At 45.9% G+C, this 19201-nt stretch carries 18 protein-coding genes; all 18 read left to right on the top strand.

Annotation, left to right across the window (positions count from 1 at the left end; genetic code table 11):
- Positions 1-26 precede the first annotated feature (26 nt).
- The 18 genes from VNM22_06595 to VNM22_06510 all read left to right on the top strand — a co-directional run bounded on the left by VNM22_06595 (position 27) and on the right by VNM22_06510 (position 18574).
- Positions 27-1280 carry an ABC transporter ATP-binding protein gene (locus VNM22_06595; GenBank protein HWP46815.1) on the top strand — a complete coding sequence of 418 codons (1254 nt, stop codon included), beginning with the start codon at positions 27-29 and terminating at the stop codon, positions 1278-1280.
- Complete coding sequence (locus VNM22_06590; protein ID HWP46814.1) at positions 1277-2167, top strand: acyltransferase; 891 nt, start codon at positions 1277-1279, stop codon at positions 2165-2167. Before VNM22_06595 ends, VNM22_06590 begins: the two co-directional genes overlap by 4 nt.
- Complete coding sequence (locus tag VNM22_06585) at positions 2164-3264, top strand: Gfo/Idh/MocA family oxidoreductase (protein ID HWP46813.1); 1101 nt, start codon at positions 2164-2166, stop codon at positions 3262-3264. The genes VNM22_06590 and VNM22_06585 overlap by 4 nt, the downstream gene beginning before the upstream one ends.
- 359 nt (positions 3265-3623) lie before the next feature.
- Positions 3624-4631, top strand: coding sequence for a GNAT family N-acetyltransferase (locus tag VNM22_06580; protein ID HWP46812.1), 1008 nt, complete (start codon positions 3624-3626; stop codon positions 4629-4631).
- Positions 4631-5500, top strand: coding sequence for a formyltransferase family protein (locus VNM22_06575; protein ID HWP46811.1), 870 nt, complete (start codon positions 4631-4633; stop codon positions 5498-5500). The genes VNM22_06580 and VNM22_06575 overlap by 1 nt, the downstream gene beginning before the upstream one ends.
- Positions 5501-5532: 32 nt before the next feature.
- Positions 5533-6645 (top strand): DegT/DnrJ/EryC1/StrS family aminotransferase, encoded by a 1113-nt coding sequence (locus VNM22_06570; GenBank protein HWP46810.1) that lies wholly within the window; start codon positions 5533-5535, stop codon positions 6643-6645.
- A 4-nt stretch (positions 6646-6649) separates the two neighbouring features.
- Positions 6650-7876 carry a glycosyltransferase gene (locus VNM22_06565; protein ID HWP46809.1) on the top strand — a complete coding sequence of 409 codons (1227 nt, stop codon included), beginning with the start codon at positions 6650-6652 and terminating at the stop codon, positions 7874-7876.
- Positions 7877-7906: 30 nt separating this feature from the next.
- Positions 7907-8785, top strand: coding sequence for a sulfotransferase domain-containing protein (locus VNM22_06560; GenBank protein HWP46808.1), 879 nt, complete (start codon positions 7907-7909; stop codon positions 8783-8785).
- Positions 8786-8819: 34 nt separating this feature from the next.
- On the top strand, positions 8820-9758 hold the full coding sequence (locus VNM22_06555) for a hypothetical protein (GenBank protein HWP46807.1): 939 nt from the start codon (positions 8820-8822) through the stop codon (positions 9756-9758).
- A gap of 2 nt (positions 9759-9760) precedes the next feature.
- Positions 9761-10582, top strand: coding sequence for a methyltransferase, TIGR04325 family (locus VNM22_06550; protein ID HWP46806.1), 822 nt, complete (start codon positions 9761-9763; stop codon positions 10580-10582).
- 103 nt (positions 10583-10685) lie between these two features.
- Complete coding sequence (locus VNM22_06545) at positions 10686-11099, top strand: hypothetical protein (GenBank protein ID HWP46805.1); 414 nt, start codon at positions 10686-10688, stop codon at positions 11097-11099.
- The gene (locus VNM22_06540) at positions 11096-12223 is read left to right on the top strand and encodes a DegT/DnrJ/EryC1/StrS family aminotransferase (GenBank protein ID HWP46804.1); all 1128 of its coding nucleotides are present in this window, start codon (positions 11096-11098) and stop codon (positions 12221-12223) included. Before VNM22_06545 ends, VNM22_06540 begins: the two co-directional genes overlap by 4 nt.
- Positions 12220-13026 carry a class I SAM-dependent methyltransferase gene (locus VNM22_06535; GenBank protein ID HWP46803.1) on the top strand — a complete coding sequence of 269 codons (807 nt, stop codon included), beginning with the start codon at positions 12220-12222 and terminating at the stop codon, positions 13024-13026. The genes VNM22_06540 and VNM22_06535 overlap by 4 nt, the downstream gene beginning before the upstream one ends.
- Positions 13023-14237, top strand: coding sequence for a glycosyltransferase family 1 protein (locus VNM22_06530; protein ID HWP46802.1), 1215 nt, complete (start codon positions 13023-13025; stop codon positions 14235-14237). Before VNM22_06535 ends, VNM22_06530 begins: the two co-directional genes overlap by 4 nt.
- Positions 14234-15238 (top strand): glycosyltransferase family 2 protein, encoded by a 1005-nt coding sequence (locus VNM22_06525; GenBank protein ID HWP46801.1) that lies wholly within the window; start codon positions 14234-14236, stop codon positions 15236-15238. The genes VNM22_06530 and VNM22_06525 overlap by 4 nt, the downstream gene beginning before the upstream one ends.
- Positions 15235-16353, top strand: a complete 1119-nt coding sequence (locus tag VNM22_06520) for a glycosyltransferase family 4 protein (GenBank protein HWP46800.1) — start codon at positions 15235-15237, stop codon at positions 16351-16353. The genes VNM22_06525 and VNM22_06520 overlap by 4 nt, the downstream gene beginning before the upstream one ends.
- A 36-nt stretch (positions 16354-16389) precedes the next feature.
- The gene (locus VNM22_06515) at positions 16390-17313 is read left to right on the top strand and encodes a glycosyltransferase (GenBank protein ID HWP46799.1); all 924 of its coding nucleotides are present in this window, start codon (positions 16390-16392) and stop codon (positions 17311-17313) included.
- A gap of 7 nt (positions 17314-17320) precedes the next feature.
- Positions 17321-18574, top strand: coding sequence for a glycosyltransferase (locus VNM22_06510; protein ID HWP46798.1), 1254 nt, complete (start codon positions 17321-17323; stop codon positions 18572-18574).
- The last annotated feature ends 627 nt before the right edge of the window (positions 18575-19201 follow it).

The following is a 19201-nucleotide window of genomic DNA, read 5'->3' as shown; positions in this document are numbered from 1 at the left end:
CTTACAATTAAATTCTACGGTTTGGAATGGGTAAAATAGCCATTCGTATTGAAGGGCTGGGGAAGCAATATCGTCTAGGTACTTATAGAGCTCCCTACGCAACCTTGCGTGAGTCTGTGATCAGGGCGGTTCAAGTTCCCCTCAGATTCCTACAACACAAGAGATACCCGATAGACCGGACGCTATGGGCCCTCAAAGAGGTTTCCTTTGAGGTCCAGCGCGGCGAAGTGGTGGGTATCATCGGTCGTAATGGAGCCGGTAAATCCACACTTCTAAAAATTCTTTCCCGCATCACAGAACCCACTGAAGGCTACGCCGAGATTCATGGCCGGGTAGGATCCTTACTGGAGGTGGGGACGGGTTTCCATCCTGAATTGACGGGGCGAGAAAACATCTACCTGAATGGCGCCATTCTGGGTATGAGAAAAGCCGAGATAGATCGAAAGTTTGATGAAATTGTGGCCTTTGCCGAAGTAGAGAAATTTTTAAATACTCCCGTCAAATATTATTCCAGTGGCATGTATGTACGGCTGGCTTTTTCCGTAGCCGCCCATTTAGAGCCGGAGATCCTTCTGGTGGATGAGGTACTGGCCGTGGGGGATGCAGGTTTCCAGAAAAAATGTCTGGGAAAGATGGGAGAAGTGGCTAAAGAAGGACGAAGTGTACTCTTTGTAAGCCACAATATGGCGGCTGTGGAAGCCCTCTGCAACCGGGCGTGCTGGATAAAGGAGGGTCGGCTGGTCGATTCCGGAGCCGTTTCGGTTATTATCCGTCAATACCTGGAAGATCTCTCCGTTCTGCGTTCAATTCCTCTCCGGGATCGCTTAGACCGACGGGGTTGTGGTCATATTGTCCTTACGGATTATTGTTTAATGGATAATCAGGGCCGGAAAGTCGAGTTTGCCATATCCGGGCAGGAACTTAATATCGTATTGTCCTATGAAGCCAGGGATTCTGTACCTCTGGATGATATGGTTTTCGGGATCGGTATCTTTACCCTTTACGGCCAGCATTTGATTCAATGCAACAATCAACTGACAGGGGCTGAGTTTAGTGGCCTTAATCGTTCTGGCCGAATACGGTGCAAGATTCCCAGACTCCCCCTGGCACCCGGTGTGTTTAATCTTAACTTTATCCTGCGACGGAAGGGAGAGATCGAAGACTGGATTCAAGATGCCGGGCAGTTGACCGTAGAGGCCGGAGATTTTTTTGGTACCGGACGTTTACCTCCTCCAAGTCATGGAGGACTCCTGGTGGACCAGGAATGGGAAGTAGTATGAGGTTGTTGGTTTTGTCAAACTCCCCCATGGGTCGTGCTGCCCGAAAGGTCGCCCGAGTTGCCCGGGCTTTGGAGAATCTTTTTCAGGCCAATATGCTTCCCCGTATGGGACTTACAAAATCTGTAAGGATGGGAAGAGACAGCCATGCCGATATTTATTCCCGTTTATCATGTGATCCCTTCGGCACTATTCAACTCGGCAACCACGTGGCTTTATCCAGGGTCCACATAAAGGTGGGTAGAAAGGCAACTTTACAAGCCGGGGATTTCTGTACCCTGCAAGATGCCACCATAATGGTGGGGGACAATTCCACGGTTACGTTGGGTGAAGGGGTCCAACTTCGAGGGGTGAGCATTCAGGTTTCCCAGGCCGGGGTTTTGGATATTGCTGCCGGCGGTGTCTTTGTTTGTGAACCAAATCATCCGTTCTCTGTGATTATAAATAAAGGTTCGGCGGTATTTGGACCCAGAGTTCATGTGAGTGGAGATATTTTTGTTCGCTTTGGAGGTCGGCTCAAAGTCGGCCAATATACCGGCATCGGGATGGGAGCCTTGCTACGATGCGAAGAGGCCATAACGATCGGGGATTATTGTTTGATATCCTATGACGTAGTGGTTTACGATACAAACGCCCATTCAGTTGATTGGAAGGAGCGTCGTCATCGGATGGAAGTGGGTTATCCGGTAGGGATGGAGGAAGTTGCCAGACCCCTCACGAAACCCATCGAAATCGGAAATGATGTCTGGATTGGAATGCGATCCCTGATTCTTAAGGGGGCAAAGATAGGGGATCGGGTGATTGTGGGGATGGGGACAACGGTTACAGGATCGGTTCCAGAAGATAGTCTGGTGGTCTCTGAGTATCCACGAATTATCTCCAGGAAATGAAAAATCGGACAAAAGTTACTGTCGCCCAGATCGGTTGTGGTTATTGGGGTCCTAACCTGTTACGTAATTTTTCCACGCACCCGGACTGCCATGTCAAATGGGTCGCAGAGTTAAATCCTCAGCGACGGGCTTACGTTGAGGAAAACTATCCAAAGACAAGAGCCCTTCCGAGTTGGGAAGATGCAATAGGCGATCCAGAGGTAGATACTGTCGTGATAGCCACACCGGCCTCAACCCACTATGAACTGGCAAAGGCCTCTCTCAAGGCGGGTAAACATACCTTTGTGGAAAAACCTCTGGCCATGTGTACCCGGGAAGCCGATGAGCTGCTAGCCTTAGCCGCCTCCGTCAATCGTATCTTAATGGTAGGACATACTTTTCTCTACAATGCTGCCGTACGTTATGTGAAGAAGCTCCTGGATAAGGGTGAAATCGGGCGGGTCTACTATATCTATAGCCAGCGGCTTAATCTCGGTCAGGTACGTTCGGATATAAATGCCTGGTGGAACTTAGCTCCCCACGATATCAGTATCTTGCTTTACCTCATGGACGGCGAATTACCTGTTTCTGTGATGGCCTATGGAGTGGATTATATCCAGCCTGGAATTGAGGATGTGGTATTTGCTACCCTGACCTGGCCCAATCGTATAACCGCCCATATGCAGGTGAGCTGGTTAGACCCCGGTAAAATCCGTAAAATGACCCTTGTGGGCAGTCGCAAGATGGTTATCTATGATGATATCAGTGACGACAAAATTGCCATATTGGATAAGGGAGTTGATCGGGTACCCAAAGCCGGAGAGAGCATGGATTTCGATCATTTTAATAACTATCAACTGTTTCACCGGGCAGGGGATATCTGGTTACCTCGAATTGATTTTCAAGAACCGTTAAAGGTGGAGGTTGCCCATTTTTTAGAGTGTATCCGAACAGGTGAAACCCCTTTAACGGGCCCCCGGCATGCTCGGGATGTCGTAGCCGTGTTGGAGATGGGAGAACGCTCACTTCGCGAGCGACCTTATCTCAAGGAGTTTAATTCAATCCTTAACAGGGCGTGCGGGGCGACCTGTTTAACAGGCCGCTGCCAGGGAGTTTGAAAAAATTCTGGATATCCGAATCCCCCCACTTGGGTCGGAAGCTATCAACTGTTCGCCCCTGACGGGGCTTTTCAGCTTAAAAAAGGCGCCATGGGAGGTCAGGTCAATAAAAAGATACCCTTATGAGGTAAGGGCAGTGAGGGTTGCTACCCGCTCCTCCCCCTCTTTCCCCCCTATGCGGCAGGGCTGTTAAGTTCTCTGAGAAGTACGGATGAGTCTCTTTGGATGAGCACGAATCCAGGGCGCTTCTCTGGGACTCACTTTATCAAAAATGTTAAAGACTTCCCGAAATACTTGAGAACTTAACAGCCCTGCCCGCATAGGGGGGGAGGGAGGGCGTGTAGAGGGATCTTTTTCCTATGCAGATAGACCTGCAGCCTTATCAAGAAAGCTTTGCCGCAGAATGGGATGCCTTTATCATAAACCAATCCCGTAATGGGGGGATATTTCAAGAACGCAAATTTCTTTCCTATCATCCCAAAGATAGATTTAAAGATGAAAGCTTACTGTTTTATTCAGGCCATCATCTGATAGGTGTTTTACCCGCAGCGTGCTGCATCACGGCTGATCAGCAACTGGCTGTTGTCTCTCATCCAGGGAGTACTGCCGGAGCCCTGGTTTATCATAAAGAAATGACGGTGCGGGAAGTGCTTTTAATGCTGGAAAAAGCCATCGAATATTATAAAAATAAAGGCTTCTATCGTCTGGAATTTCGCCTGGCAGAAGCGTTATTTTCCTATCCTACCGATGGAGAACTTTTGTACCTCCTGTGGCACCGGGGATTTAAGCTGGTAACCCGTGAGGTCTGCTCTTGTGTAAATCTAGAAAACGAGGATAACTGGCTAAGGATGGGACGAAAGAAAAATCCGGCTACCATTCGAAGCTTAAAAAATAAAGGTATCCAGGTTCGCCAGATTGAAGACCCCTCTACCCCCTATTCCCTGATAGCCCAAAACCTGGCTAACCGGTATGAGAAAAAACCCACCCATTCCCTGGAGGAACTCTCCGACCTAAAGTCCCGATATCCAGATCGTATTCACTTTTGGGTAGCCATAAAAGATCATCTGACCCTTGCGACCCTGGTTGTATTTGTGGTAAATAAACAGGCCGTCCATACATTTTATATCGCCCCGGATTATACTTATGCCCGCTGGAACGTAATGCCCCTGCTTTTCTACGAGGTTTTCAATTACTATAAAGCTCTGGGGTTTAGATGGTTTAATTTCGGTTTATCTTCCCGGGGGGATTGGATCAAATGGGGTATTTTAGAATTCAAAGAACGGATGGGGGGACGGGCAACCTTCAAGGATGTCTGGGCACTGGATAATTTAGCCGCTTATCAATTTTATAACTTTCCACCTTTATAATGAATTTCGCTATCGTTGGAAATAATGATGGTCCTTTACGGTTATTGCGATCGGTTTATAAGGTAGGTTTGTTACCGGCTTTTGTTGGGCTGCAGAAACCGGTCGATGAAACTCTCAGAAAAGCTTATCTTACCTTCATAGAAGAGGCCAGATTTTATGAAGGCTTCGATGAGTCAGGACTTATACAGATTGCGGCCCCTTATAGTCTCGACCTGCTCATCAACTGCTTTTGCAATTTTCGCTTTAAAAAGATCCTGGAACTTTATCCAACCCTTAATGTGCATCCATCCCCTTTGCCTAAGTATCGGGGACGACATCCCATGCATTGGGCCCTCATCAACGACGAAAAAGAATTTGGAATAACCCTCCATCAGATGATAGAAGAAATCGATGCCGGAGACATTTACTGGCAACGTATGATAAAGCTTGATGAGGGGATGTCCGTTGCAGAATTACGAAATCGCCTGCTGGATCTGGTCGAAGAAGAGTTTGGCCGGTTCCTGGAGGATTTTCTAAAAGGGGAAATCAAGGCCATGCCAAACCCCCGGGACCAGGCAACCTATGTTACACGGCGGTTTCCGCGAGATAGTCAGCTAACCGATTGGTCGACCAATCGGGTGATATATTGTAAAGTCATGGCTTTGAGGAGTGAAAGTAACCCTGCCTTCTTTATGTTCAACTCCCAGCAGGTGCAGGTATTTTCAGCCGAGCTGGTCAATAAAAAATATGTAGGCTTTTCGGCTCCGCTGGTATGCGAAATCCACGCAGATGGAGCTACCATCATTTGTGAAGATGGGTCTTGTGTAAGACTATCCGGATTCGATCCGTTTAAGTACAACATCAAAATAAATGAAAAAATACCACTCTAATTTTTATTTCCCAAGAAAGGGGATTGAAAAATATGATTCCACTTGTAGATTTGAAGGCTCAGTATGATTCAATCCAGGTCGAAATAGACGCTGCTATTCAGGCTGTTATCAGGCGGAGTGCCTTTATTGGGGGAGAAGAAGTACAACGGTTTGAAGCAGAGTTCGCAGCTTATTGTGAGACCCGGGCGTGTGTTGGGGTAGGTAACGGTACAGATGCTCTCTATCTGGCCCTTCGAGCTTTGGGAATAGGACCGGGAGATGAGGTTATTACCGTAGCCCATACCTTTATGGCTACGGCAGAGGCCATCTCGTTGACCGGAGCAAAGCCTGTTTTTGTAGATATCCAGGAAGAAACCATGTTGATGGACCCGAAGTTACTGGAAGCAGCCATCACACCTCGTACCCGGGCCATCATTCCGGTTCACTTATACGGTCAGCCCTGTGAGATGGATCAAATCCTGGAAATAGCCCGACAATACAATTTAAAGGTGATCGAAGATGCTGCCCAGGCCCATGGAGCCAGGTGGCGAGGGCGGCGGGCAGGTTCTTTTGGGGATGTGGCCTGCTTTAGCTTCTATCCCGGAAAGAACTTAGGGGCTTATGGAGATGGAGGGGCTGTAGTCAGTCAGGATGAAGATCTGATCCGCCAGATTCGCATGTTGGCCGATCATGGCCGTCAGGAGAAATACCTCCATGAGATTCAGGGTCTAAACAGTCGTCTGGATGGATTGCAGGCAGCTATATTGCGCGTCAAATTACGATATCTAGATACGTGGAATGCGGCGCGCCGCAGGCATGCAGCCTATTATCTGGAGGCGTTGAAAGGGTGTGGAATTACCTTACCCGTTATCCATCCCGATGCCGAATCGGTATGGCACCTGTTTGTCATCCGGGTATCCGAACGAGAACGTTTTCAGGCCTGGCTCAAAGAGAGGGGGATCGATACGGGAATTCATTATCCTGTTCCCCTTCACCAACAACCTGCGTACAGGCATTTGAAAATTCCCGCAGGGGTATTGCCGGTAACAGAACGGATAGCCAAAGAAGTGGTCAGCTTACCCATGTACGCCGAGTTGACGGAAAAACACCTGACCTATATATCCGATTCGATCCGGTCGTGGACGCATTCAAAGATTGTTGGCTAAGGTAATGCGATTCCAAAAATTCACAACGGTTTATCCCATTTTTATCCACCAATTTCTGGCAGATAATCCCGATTATGAAAGCCTTTCCTATCAGGAACTGTATAGGCGATTCACCTATACCCGGTATGGATCGGCTGACTTCTATGCAAAGCATCTGGAGGCTTTAGGCCATGAAGCGGAGGATCTGTTTGCTTCCTTTGAACCTCTCCAGAAAGCCTGGGCCAGAGAAAAAGGGATAAAGTATGGGGAGGATACCTGGCTAAAGGATATTGTTCTTGCCCAGGTTAAGGCTTTTCAACCAGATATCTTGTATCTCCAGGATCTCTACCTGTTTGATCAAGACTTTCGCTGGCAGTTACGTCAGGTCTGCAACAAAAGGGTCATAATCCTGGGTTGGAGAGCATCACCGACCCCGGATTTCACCATTTTTAAAGATTTAGATCTGATTCTGACGTCTGCTCCCAACTTCGTTACGCTGCTCCAACAGAATGGTGCCCGTGCAGTATATATGCCCTTGGCCTTTGAGCATACGATTCTGGACGTTGTAAAGCCTACTATGGAAAGGGATTTATCCTTTTCCTTTGTTGGAAACTTAGGGAGTCGAAACGGATATCATTCCCAGCGCTACGCCTGGATTGAGAAGTTGGTAGCGTGCACGCCTTTACAGGTATGGGGTCAGGTCAGTGACCCCAGGTTGCGGCCCCGAAAAGATCGGATTCTGGACAAGGTTAGCTATGAGGCGAACAGAGTTCTGAAAAGCCTGGGGGTATCCCAAAGCTTCCGATCGAAACTTCCGGTCGTTCGCCGGGGAGTTCCCTGGATATCGGATCCTTCACTACCTTCCGTAAAGCAGCTCTATCCCCATAGGTTTCACGAGCCTGTGATGGGATTAAAGAACTATGAAATTTTGGCAAGATCCAGGATAGTCTTCAACAGTCATATAGATTGTGCCGGGGAATATGCAGGTAACCTCCGTCTCTATGAGGCCACAGGAATGGGTGCCTGTTTGCTTACAGATTGGAAGGTCAACCTGCCTGACCTCTTCAAACCAGATGTAGAGGTGGTAACGTATCGCTCGGTTGAAGAATGTATCGAAAAGGTCCGTTACCTGCTCGATCACGAAGAGGAGCGCCAAACCATAGCCCGTTCCGGTCAACAGCGTACCCTGAGGGAACATACTTACTTCCACCGCGTGCAAGAGTTGGTAAACCTTATCCGTCGGTATCTATAAAGAGAGGTTACTCGATTTTAAACTCGTACGGTGTTACCGAATTTTTTAGTTATTGGTGCTGCAAGGGCCGGTACTACCTCCCTTTATTATTGGCTTAAAAGCCATCCCGAGGTATTTGTACCCCATGTGAAAGAACCCTGTTTTTTTGTACACGGTTACAAGCATAGGATCTCAGATTGGGAGGAGTACCTTTCGCTCTTTGAGCCCGGACGAGGAAAGATAGCCATAGGTGATTGCTCGGCAGCCTATCTGGCTGCACCCGAAAGTCCGGCCTGGATTAAAGAAAAGTTGGGAAATTTAAAAATTATCATACTGCTTAGAAATCCCGTTGAGAGAGCCTTTTCCTTATATTCCTGGATGATTATGGAAGGGTATGAATGGCTTCCGACCTTTGAAAGGGCGTTGAAAGAAGAAGAACGGCGCTTCTCCAGCCGGGCTTTCCAAAATAAAAATCCGGAGTATTTTTGGGATTATATATACTTTCGAAGTGGCCTTTATTACCAACAGGTTAAAAGATATCTGGATACTTTTGAACCTGAGTTGATTCGAATTTATCTCTTCGAGGATTTAAAGAATAACCCTTCGCAGGTTTATAAAGATATTTGCCAGTTCCTTGGAATTTCCAATGGGTTTCAGCCTGACTTTTCGGTTCATAATGCCAGCAGGCTTCCCCGGTTTATCAGACTCCAGTATTTACTGCGCTGGTTCTGCAGGTCATCTGAAAGGCTGCCTGTTCCCTTAGGTGAGCCGGTTCGCAGGTATTTATTTGCCATGATGGCCTTAAACACGAAGTTAGGACATAAGGGTACATTACCTTTAACGTTAAAGGAAAAGCTTCGGGATGCCTATAAAGAGGATATTGTAAAGTTAAGCGAGCTTATTCAAAGAGATTTATCCCGGTGGCTGTGAACAAAAAATCATTTCGGGAATTTTCTCTACTCCTTTGATGAAAATTCTTAGTTTGATAAAACGGTTCATCAAAGAAATATCCGGTATATCCCAGATTACGGCTGTACAGAACCAGATTGAGGAGGTCAAAATTCTCACGGCAAAACTTCTGATCAATCAGATCAAGGCCCACGGCCTATATGAAAACCTCCGGGATACAGAATTTAAAGTCTTCTCCCAGTTTGGAGACGATGGGATTATTCAGTATTTGATAAATCAGATTGAAATAACCCACCGGACCTTTGTTGAGTTTGGAGTCGAAAATTATACAGAATCCAATACAAGGTTTTTATTGGTAAATAATAACTGGAAAGGCCTTGTGATCGATGGAAATAAAGCGAATATCGATTATATCCAGAAGGACAGTCTCTACTGGAAGTATGACCTGACCGCCGTGCAGGCTTTTGTCGATAGGGACAATATTAACAGGATCTTGTTGGAAAATAATTTCTCCGGCGAGATAGGAATTTTAAGTATCGATATCGATGGAAATGATTATTGGATTTGGGAGAGTATTCACGTTGTGGATCCCATCCTTGTAATTATTGAATACAACAGTGTTTTTGGTGATCGATACGCCATTACAGTTCCCTACGATCCGAATTTTAATCGAACCAAAGCCCATTTCTCTAACCTGTTCTGGGGATGTTCATTAAAAGCTTTGGGTTTGCTGGCTGAAAAGAAGGGTTATGCCTTTGTTGGCTCGAATAGCCAGGGAAATAATGCTTATTTTGTGCGAAAGGATAAACTCGGCCGGCTTAAGCCCCTCCGGATTGAATCCGGGTATGTAAAATCTAAATTCAGAGACTCCCGAGATAGGCAAGGGCAGCTTTCTTACCTGTCCGGAGAGGAACGTCTTGAAGTCATTAAGGATATGCTTGTTTACGACCTAGAGAAAAATAAACTGGTTAGACTGGGGGATCTTGAGGTTTGATCATGGGGAAGTTGAAATCTACCTTAAAAAGGATTTTAAACCCTTTTACTCAAAAGGCAGGCCAGAAGCAATATACTACCTATGAGACAGCGTTAGCTGACTGTACTGAGCACGGCTACGAAAACGAAGATATCATTGAGGTAGTTCTACAAAAAACCCAGAAATACCGGGACAGCCTCTTGTCTGAGGGAAAACCTATTCGTCTCAGTCCAACCAGTGCATACAGCCTCTGCTCCCTCCTCGCATCCCTTGAAGCGCTGGAGATCCGAGTCATCGATTTCGGTGGGGCGTGTGGAGCCCACTACTATCTAGCACGTGCTGTACTTCCTCCTTCTTACAAATTGAGGTGGATTGTCGTTGAAACACCTAAAATGATCCAAAAAGCCGCAGAAATCTTTACCAACGATGAATTGACTTTCTCATCTAACTTGAGGGAAGCTGCTGACTCTCTCAGGCAGATAGATTTGTTGCATACATCGGGAACCCTTCAATACGTCAATAATCCCTGTGAATACTTAAGAACTCTTGTCTCAATCCATGCGACTCATATTCTATTCAATAGACTCAATCTGACAAAAGGTTCCCAGGATATCATCACCATTCAAGAATCCTGGCTCAGTTGTAATGGACCTGGTGCCATGCCCAGCGGTGTACAAGATCGAAAAGTACGATATCCAGTTGTCTTCCTGCGAGAATCCACGTTTTACGATGCAATAAGTAAGGACTATGACGTTGTCATGACGTTTGATGAACCAGGTGATGTGTTCTCCATCGAGAGTGGACCCATCTTCAGTGTCGGTCTGTTGGCAAGACGAAAACGATAGAAGTTGTACCAATGACCCCCAGACGTTTGAAAGAAGGTCATTGGCAAGAATTTTCGACGGCAGAAAGTACAAATTTTTAAATCGGCAGAGAAAGGATAAAGATATGAGTATTGAATCCATTGAATATAACGGGGTAAAATATGCCGAAATTATTTGGGCCGATACCCGGGTGGAGAAAACCACCTTCTTTTCTCCCCCTGAGTCGTCCTTTCAGTTTGGATTACTTGCTCACGAGGCCGGGTTTATAGAACCACCCCATTATCATAAGCCTATCTCCCGGCAAATTCATGATTTGCAGCAGATGTTTGTTGTTCAACGGGGGGTTGTTGCGGTTCAGTTATATAGTGATGACGGAGATCTTCTGCGTGAAATCATCCTGCATCCCGGTGATGCCATCGTTTTGGTTCATGGAGTCCATGCAATCCGTGTGATTGAGGATATGCAATGTATCAGCGTTAAACAGGGACCCTTTTTAGGGACCGAACATGATAAGGTTTTTGTAAAGGTGAAGAAATGATATCGGTTTTTGAACCTGTAATCGGTGAAGAAGAAATTAATGCGGTCGTTATGGCCTTGAGACGGGGTGAAATTTCCGGATCCTTTGGCGAATCCATTGTCCGATTTGAACAGGAATTTGCCGGGTATTGCGGTTGTAAATATGGAGTTGCCGTCAGCAGCGGGGCGGCAGCCTTGCATTTAGCCGTTGCTGCTGCGGGTATTGGTCCTGGAGAAGAAGTACTGGTTAGTGCCAGTACCAATATTGCTACCGCCCTGGCTGTATTTCACCATGGGGCCGTTCCTGTTCCGGTAGATTCTGAAGAAATCACATGGAACCTCAATCTGGATTTGATTGAATCTCTCATCACTTCACGTACCCGGGCCATTATTCCGGTCCATTTATATGGTCATCCGGTAGATATGGATCGCTTATGTGAAATTGCCAGACGCCATAACCTCCAGGTGATTGAGGACTGTGCGGAATCCCATGGGGCTACCTGCCGTGGAAAAAAGACGGGTAGTTTTGGGGATATGGGATGCTTCAGCTTCTATGCCAATAAAGTGATTACCACCGGCGAGGGGGGGATGGTCATAACCAACGATAAAGTCTTGGCCGAACGTCTGCGGTTATTACGGAATTTAGCCTTTACAAAGCCGCGCTTCCGACACGAACTGGCCGGGTATAACTTCAGGATGACCGGTTATCAGGCCGCCATGGGCGTCGTCCAGCTTCACAAAATCGAACAGATTATTACTGAGAAGCGACGGGTGGCCCATACCTATCACCGTTATCTGTCTGATATTCCAGGCCTACAACTTCCCTCTGAAGCTCCCTGGGCACGAAATGTTTATTGGATGTATGCGATGGTTGTTCAGCCTGAGTTTGGTATCAGTCGAGATCAACTCATGAAATGGTTAAGTCGGGAGGGGATTGATACCCGTACCTTTTTCTGTCCCATGAACCAGCAACCCTGCCTGCAATCCCAGCCGGGATTCCGTGAAATCTCCTGCCCGGTGGCAGATAAGTTGTGGGAAAGAGGACTTTATTTACCTTCCAGTTATACGCTATCTGAAGCGACGATTCAAAGCATTGCAGAAAGTATTCGGCGTGCCGCCCAGCACGCAAAAAAAACTACCTTATGAGTTCCTATATAGGTCGACATGCCGAGTTATACGACATTTTCTATGCCAATAAACCTTACGAGGCTGAAGCTGCTTTTGTCGATCAATGCTTACAAAAATACAGTATAGGTAAAACCCGAAGGTTACTGGAACTGGCCTGTGGAACCGGAAGACATGCCCTCGCCCTTGAAAAGTTGGGTTATAAAATTGTAGCGGTGGATTATTCTGTAGATATGTTAGCCTGTGCCCGACGTAAAATAACCCAGGTTTCTTCCCAGGTAGACTTTCGCTGGCAGGATATGCGTGCTCTTAATCTACCCGATGACCCCTTTGATGCGGTGATCTGTTTGTTTGATTCTATGGGATATGTTGCAACTAATGAAGCGTTGAAGCAGGTCTTAGAAGGGGTCTATAACCATTTACGTCCGAATGGTTTATTTGTGTTTGAATTCTGGCATGCTGCCGCTATGCTTCGAAGTTATGATCCTGTACGGATCAGACGCTGGTCCATTCCCGGTGGGGAGTTGCTCCGTATCTCTGAAACCAACTTAAAGTATCCTCAACAATTAAGTCAGGTAACTTATACCGTTTATGAGTTACGGGATAACGGAACCTATTCCAGTTTTAAGGAAACTCAAATAAACCGTTACTTCCTGGTTCAAGAAATGGCCTATTGGTTATCCTCCAGTGGTTTCACACCCCTTAAATGGTTTGCCGGGTTTACTCCCGATGAACAGATTACAGAACAGACCTGGCATGTTGTAGCTGTAGCTCGAAAAACCCCAAACAGTCTTAATGAAATAAAGGAGTTCGAGGTATCATGAGAGTTGGCCTGTTCCTGGGAATGAATATACCTGAAGAAGGAGGAGGATATACCTTTGAAAGGGAAGTATATCAGTCTCTGATTAAGTTTGGTCAGGAAAGTAACCACACTTTTGTGGTGCTTACCTGGACGAAAGGGCAATCTCCTAAAATTTCAACCGGAAATATTCAATTTGTCTCCCTCTATCAGGGTTTAGGAAAGCGTGTAATATCTAAACTCTCTCGAACGGCAACGGGCGTTTTTAAAAAACTACGACATCCGAGAAGTCTCTTCACCATAGAAAGTCGGGTCGAAAAACTTCTTCTTAAAAACGGAATTGAGTTTATCTGGTATCTGACTCCCGATTGCTTCACCATGGAAATTCCGTACATTACCGTGGTTTGGGATTTACAACATCGACTTCAGCCCTATTTTCCGGAAGTAAGTACAAAAGGGCAATGGAAGTGGCGGGAGGGCTTTTATGGGACCGTATTACGTCGGGCTGCTGCAGTTATTACCGGCACAGAGGCCGGTAAAGCTGAAATTGAGTATTTTTATCAGGTCCCGAAAGAACGTATTAAAATACTTCCCCATCCAACTCCTTCCTTTGCATTAAATGCATTAAAGGCTTCATCGGAGGACGGAAAACAAGTCCTTGCTAAATATCATATTCCTGAAAATTATCTCTTTTACCCCGCTCAGTTCTGGCCCCATAAAAATCACGCCGGACTGCTACAAGCAGTTCGATTGTTACGGGAGAAATATCAACTCGTTTTTCCTGTGGTGTTTGTGGGTTCCGACAAAGGGAACCAATCCTATATCAGGCAACAGGTCGCCGGGTTGGGCCTGTCCACCCAGGTTCACTTTTTAGGATTTGTACCTCAAGAAGATTTAATCTCGCTTTATCGAAAGGCCTTTGCGCTGACCTATCTGACTTTCTTTGGTCCAGAAAATCTGCCTCCCTTAGAAGCCTTCGCCTTAGGTTGCCCGGTAGTTGCCTCCCATGTCCCAGGTGCTCAGGAACGTCTCGATAATGCGGCTTTGCTGGTGGATCCTAAAGACCCGGAACAAATGGCCCTTGCCATCAAATCTCTTTACGAAGATCATACCCTACGCCATACACTGATTCAACGGGGATTAGAACAGGCACTTAAATGGACGGGAGAAGATTATGTCAAAGGGGTTTTCTCGATCCTGGACGAGTTCGAACCTATTCGATATTGCTGGAAATGACATATCCTAAAATATCTGTTGTCACTCCCTCCTTTAACCAGGGTCCATACATTGAACAGACCATTCTCTCCATTATTCGTCAGGATTACCCTCATTTAGAATATTTTATCATCGACGGGGGAAGTAAGGACAACACCCTTTCTATCCTCAAAAAATATGAACATAAAATTACGTACTGGATAAGTGAACCCGACAGAGGACAGAGCCACGCAATTAATAAGGGACTTAAAAGAGCGACGGGAGATATTGTGACCTGGATAAACAGTGATGACCTGGTTACAGAGGGTACTTTTTTTAGAGTCGCCGATCTTTTTCAAAAGGAATCGGATCAGATAGGACTCATTCATGGAGGGACCATTTTGTTTGATCAAAAAGGAGATATCCGGGAAGATTTTGGATATGAAAATCCGACCCTTGAAAGATATCTCAGCGGAATGTCTTTCTCACAGCCCTCGGCTTATATCCGAAGGAAATACCTGGATAAGGTTGGTTTATTGAATGAAACCTATCACTATGGAATGGATTATGATTTGTTTGCCCGACTGGCCCTGGTAACCAAATTTAAAAAAGTTAAGGATGTTTTCTCTAAGTATAGACTCCATGCAGGAAGTAAAAGTGTGGCCTTAGACAGGTACTTTATCGAAGATTGGATCCGGATTTTTATAAATATCGTAGGTAATCTTAAACTAGATTGGATTCGTGGCGAATTACAAAAATTGAAGGTTTTTGATACATATTTCTCCGATCCTGTGAAATTTAATTTTGATTTCCATCAGAAGGTTATCGACCCAAGGCTCATGTTGTTCTATTTTCTAAGTTACGTATTTAAAGCCGATTATAGAACCGGAAATTTTCCAAGAGCTCGCAAAGTAGCTGCCTATCTGAAGAAAAATTATAAAAGTTATATGGAAGAAGATAAGGAGTTAAAAAAAGTAATCCAGCGGCTTACTTTCTTTCCCGACTTTTTTATCGAATCGGTTCGGCGTTCCAAAATACGATGAAAATCGCTTATATTACTTCCCATATCAATAAGTCCCTTCAGTGGTATTGGTTCTCTGAAGAATTGGTTAAAAGAAATATTCAACACTTTCATATTATCCTCAATGAATATGAGCCAATTTTAGCCAGGGATTTAAAAGAACTGGGGGTGGAGGTCTATTATCTGAAACATAAAAATTTTCTTTCACACTTTATCAACCTTTTTAAGGTCATCCTGATTTTGAAAAAGCATTCGGTTGATCTCGTACATACCAGTTTACCCTATGGAAATTTAATCGGCCAGTTGGCGGCTTTACTGACCGGAATTCAGAAACGGGTGACCACCTGTGAAAATGCAAGCTGGGCCCACGATTTTAAGAGTAAGAAGCAAGAAATCATAGACCGATTGACTTTCTGGTCTGCTAAAAAGGTTATCGCCGTTTCAGACACAGCCCGGGAGTATCTGGAAACAAAATGGAAAATTAAACCTGAAAAGTTAACGACGATCTATCAAGGTCTCAAGGTTACGGATTATGATAACATCTCGAAGGATCGAATACTTAAATTGAAAAAACAGCTCGGGATTCAAGATCAGGATTTTATCGTAGGCGTTATTGCCCGGTTTGAGTATTGGAAGGGGCATATTTACCTTGTGGAGGCTATCCGGAAAATTGTTAAAGAACATCCCGAGGTCAAATTACTTATTTTTGGTTCTCAAGGCCCTGAATATGAAAAAATTATGGAAAAAGTAAAAGAGTATAATCTGTCCTACCATGTGTTCTACAAGGGTTTTATAGAAGATCCCATCGCGTTGTTTCAGTTATTGGATATTCACGTCCATGTCCCTATTAATAAATATGTTGAGAATAGCGGGATAAATGTTATCGAAGGAATGATTTCAGAACGTCCGCAAATCTTAACAAGATCAGGGTATGCTTTTACAACCGCCCAACATATGAAAAATTGTATGGTGGTGGATTACGGTAATTCCGATCAAATTGCAGAGGCCATCCTGAAATTAAAGGGGGATCCTGAACTACGTAAAAACCTGGCCAGGCAGGCCCGATTAGACGCTATTCGGCTTTTTAGTAATCAACTTAAGGTAGAGCGGCATTTAGACTTATATGAACGGCTTTGATCTTGTGAAACCCTATGGAAGACGAAGAGGTAGCGAATGGTTACCGATCCTTTAGTAAGTGTTATCCTGCCGGCTTACAATGCCGCACGCTTTATTAAGACTGCCATAGATAGTGTCCTGGCCCAGACCTATTCCAGGCTTGAGCTTATTGTGGTGGATGATGGTTCTACGGACCCTACAGCCTCTATCGTTGGAGGATATGGAAATCGGGTACGGTATATTTATCAAAGGAATGCACGCCAGGCTGCTGCACGGAATAAGGGATTACGCCATGCAACCGGGGAATTGATGGCTTTTATCGATGCAGATGATATCTGGCTACCCCAAAAACTTGAGAAGCAGATAGCCCTTTTCAAGCAGAATCCAGATCTGGGTTTAGTTTCTTGTTCGTTACGGGAGATTGATATCGAGGGTAATCCTTTAAGGGACCTTCGGGCGGATCTCCGGGGACATGTACTGGAAAGAGTTTTATTGGGAAAGTTTTCAGGGGGTGGGGTGGGTAGTACCTCTCTTATCCCCCGCAGGGTACTGGAGACGGTAGGAGATTTTGATATTAACTTACCTCCCTGTGAGGATACGGATCTTCTCTGGCGTATCGCCAGCCGTTATCCCATTGATTATGTCGATGAGGTCCTGGTGCTGTATCGTCTCCATGGGAGTAATACCCATGCCAATGTGAAGATCATGACCCAGGCCTGGAAGCGTTTATATCATAAAGCATTACATAGTCCTTATGTTCAACGACTGGGCTGGCGTTTTCATTGTCAGTGTTACGGACGGCTTTACTATATGCTGGCCGGCGATCATGCCTGTGCAGGACAGTGGCTAAATGCCTGCCGATATGGGTTCTATAGTATCCTGTGGTGGCCTCCCAACCTGTTAAAGGTAATGGGAGGGATGGTCCGACGATTGGAAAAATCAAGGGATTATTCCGGCCGTCGGATTATAAAAACGGTCTGACAAAACCATGCCCAATCCGTTGAAGGGGGTTCCCAAGATCCTTTACCTGGTTTATTGGGGAGCTGCCGAGCCGTTAGGGCAGTCTCTCGTTTTACCTTCTGTGGCCAGACTGGCGAAATCCGGTGTAAACGTAACCCTGGTTACCTTTGAAAAGCCTGAGGATCTGGCCCATCATAGTGAAATGGCAAAGATCCGTGCTTTTCTGGAAGAACGCGGGGTGTATTGGATCCCCCTCCGGTATCATAAACGCCCGAAGGTACCGGCAAAAATTTTTGATATTCTCCAGGGATGTGCTTATGCCATTATGGCCCGGTTACGGGTTCGTCCGGATATCATCCATGCACGTACCTTTATCGGTGGCTTGATAGGATTTATCCTTGTCCCACTTTTGCAGGCAAAATTGGTTTATCATAATGAAGGATTTTATCCCGATGAGCAGGTCGATGGAGGCATCTGGAAGGCAAATTCCCTCCCTCATCGGATTGCTAAATTTCTCGAACAGCAATTATATACCCACTCCCATGGGATTATTGCCTTATCGTATCGAGCCAGGAAGGTAATCCAGCAGCTTCCGGCTGTGCAACGTAAAAGCACTCCTGTAATTGTAGTTCCCAGTTGTGTAGATCTGGACCATTTCCCATGGAACCCATCCAAATCCCTGATCCGGCAAGATATGCTTCGTTTTGTTTATATCGGTAGTGTGGGGGGACGATACCTTTTTGATAAGATCGGGCGCTTTGTAGCCCTTGCTTCCCGGGAAATAAATCGGATACATTTTCGCGTCCTCACCCGGGCAGAACCCGATTTGATCGACTCAACTCTTCAGGCCAGTGGGTTACCTGCCGGTAGCTGGTCTGTGGTCAGTGTTCCACATACGGCGATCCCCCAGGAACTTTCGTACCAACAGGCAGGTCTATTTTTCCTGGCCCAGGGAATCAGCGAGCATGGATGCTCGCCTACCAAGATAGGGGAGTATTGGGCTTCAGGATTACCGGTTGTTACAACCCCTAACGTGAGTGATACAGATGACATCATCCGCCGGGAGCGGGTTGGAGTCATTGTGAAAGAACACTCTGATATCGAATATCGACAGGCTGCTCGGGAGCTTCGATCACTTCTCGAAGATCGTGGATTATCCCTACGTTGTCGACGTGCTGCGGAAACCCATTACGCCCTTGAGCCTGCCTGTGAGCGACAACTCACACTTTATCAAAGTCTTATTTCCTGTACTACCTCCTTCATTACCCGTTCCCGTGTATGATATCAAACATTTTTTAAAACAACTTCGGGCTTCACAACCCTTCAATTATCTCATGACTTCAACCGTTCATAGTTTGTTAACAGTTATCGGCCTGGATCGAATCGATCCCATAAAGATCAATACTGAATCCTCTGGGTTATTATTACTATCTGTTAACCCCCCATGGACCTGTTCTTCGTGATCGGAGTGGGGGTCATCCCCGGTATTTGAACTATCTCTTTACCACCCCTGGTCCTGAGGAGATTTTTCATAAGTAACAATCGTTTAAGGTTTATACAGTTTTAATATCCAACCTGAGGCAGCAGGCGAGATGTCTGGGTTCCCGAGACGTGTTATGGCTCAAGACATTGCTCCAATTTAGAAAACGCTCTCTTAACCTCCTATACATCCAGCTAAGAAGGGGGGGAAAACCTTATTTTCGGCCTGAACACCCCCCTGGTCCCCCTCCAGGGGGGATTTAGAAGGTTACCCGCCAAATTCCCCCCTCCAAGGGGAATACCCCTTTGTTCCCCCCTGGAGGGGGACCAGGGGGGTGTCTAGACCCCAGGTCTGGTTCTTAAAACATACTCCTGAAAAGGGGGTGTCAGGGGGATTTCTGAGAATTTCCAAGACGAGAAAGCGATTTTA

The sequence above is a fragment of the Candidatus Limnocylindrales bacterium genome, from assembly GCA_035559535.1.
Taxonomy (GTDB): Bacteria; Moduliflexota; Moduliflexia; order Moduliflexales; family JAUQPW01; genus JAUQPW01.
The sequence above is the reverse complement of the archived record's forward strand: the minus strand, read 5'-3'. Positions and strand labels throughout refer to the sequence as shown.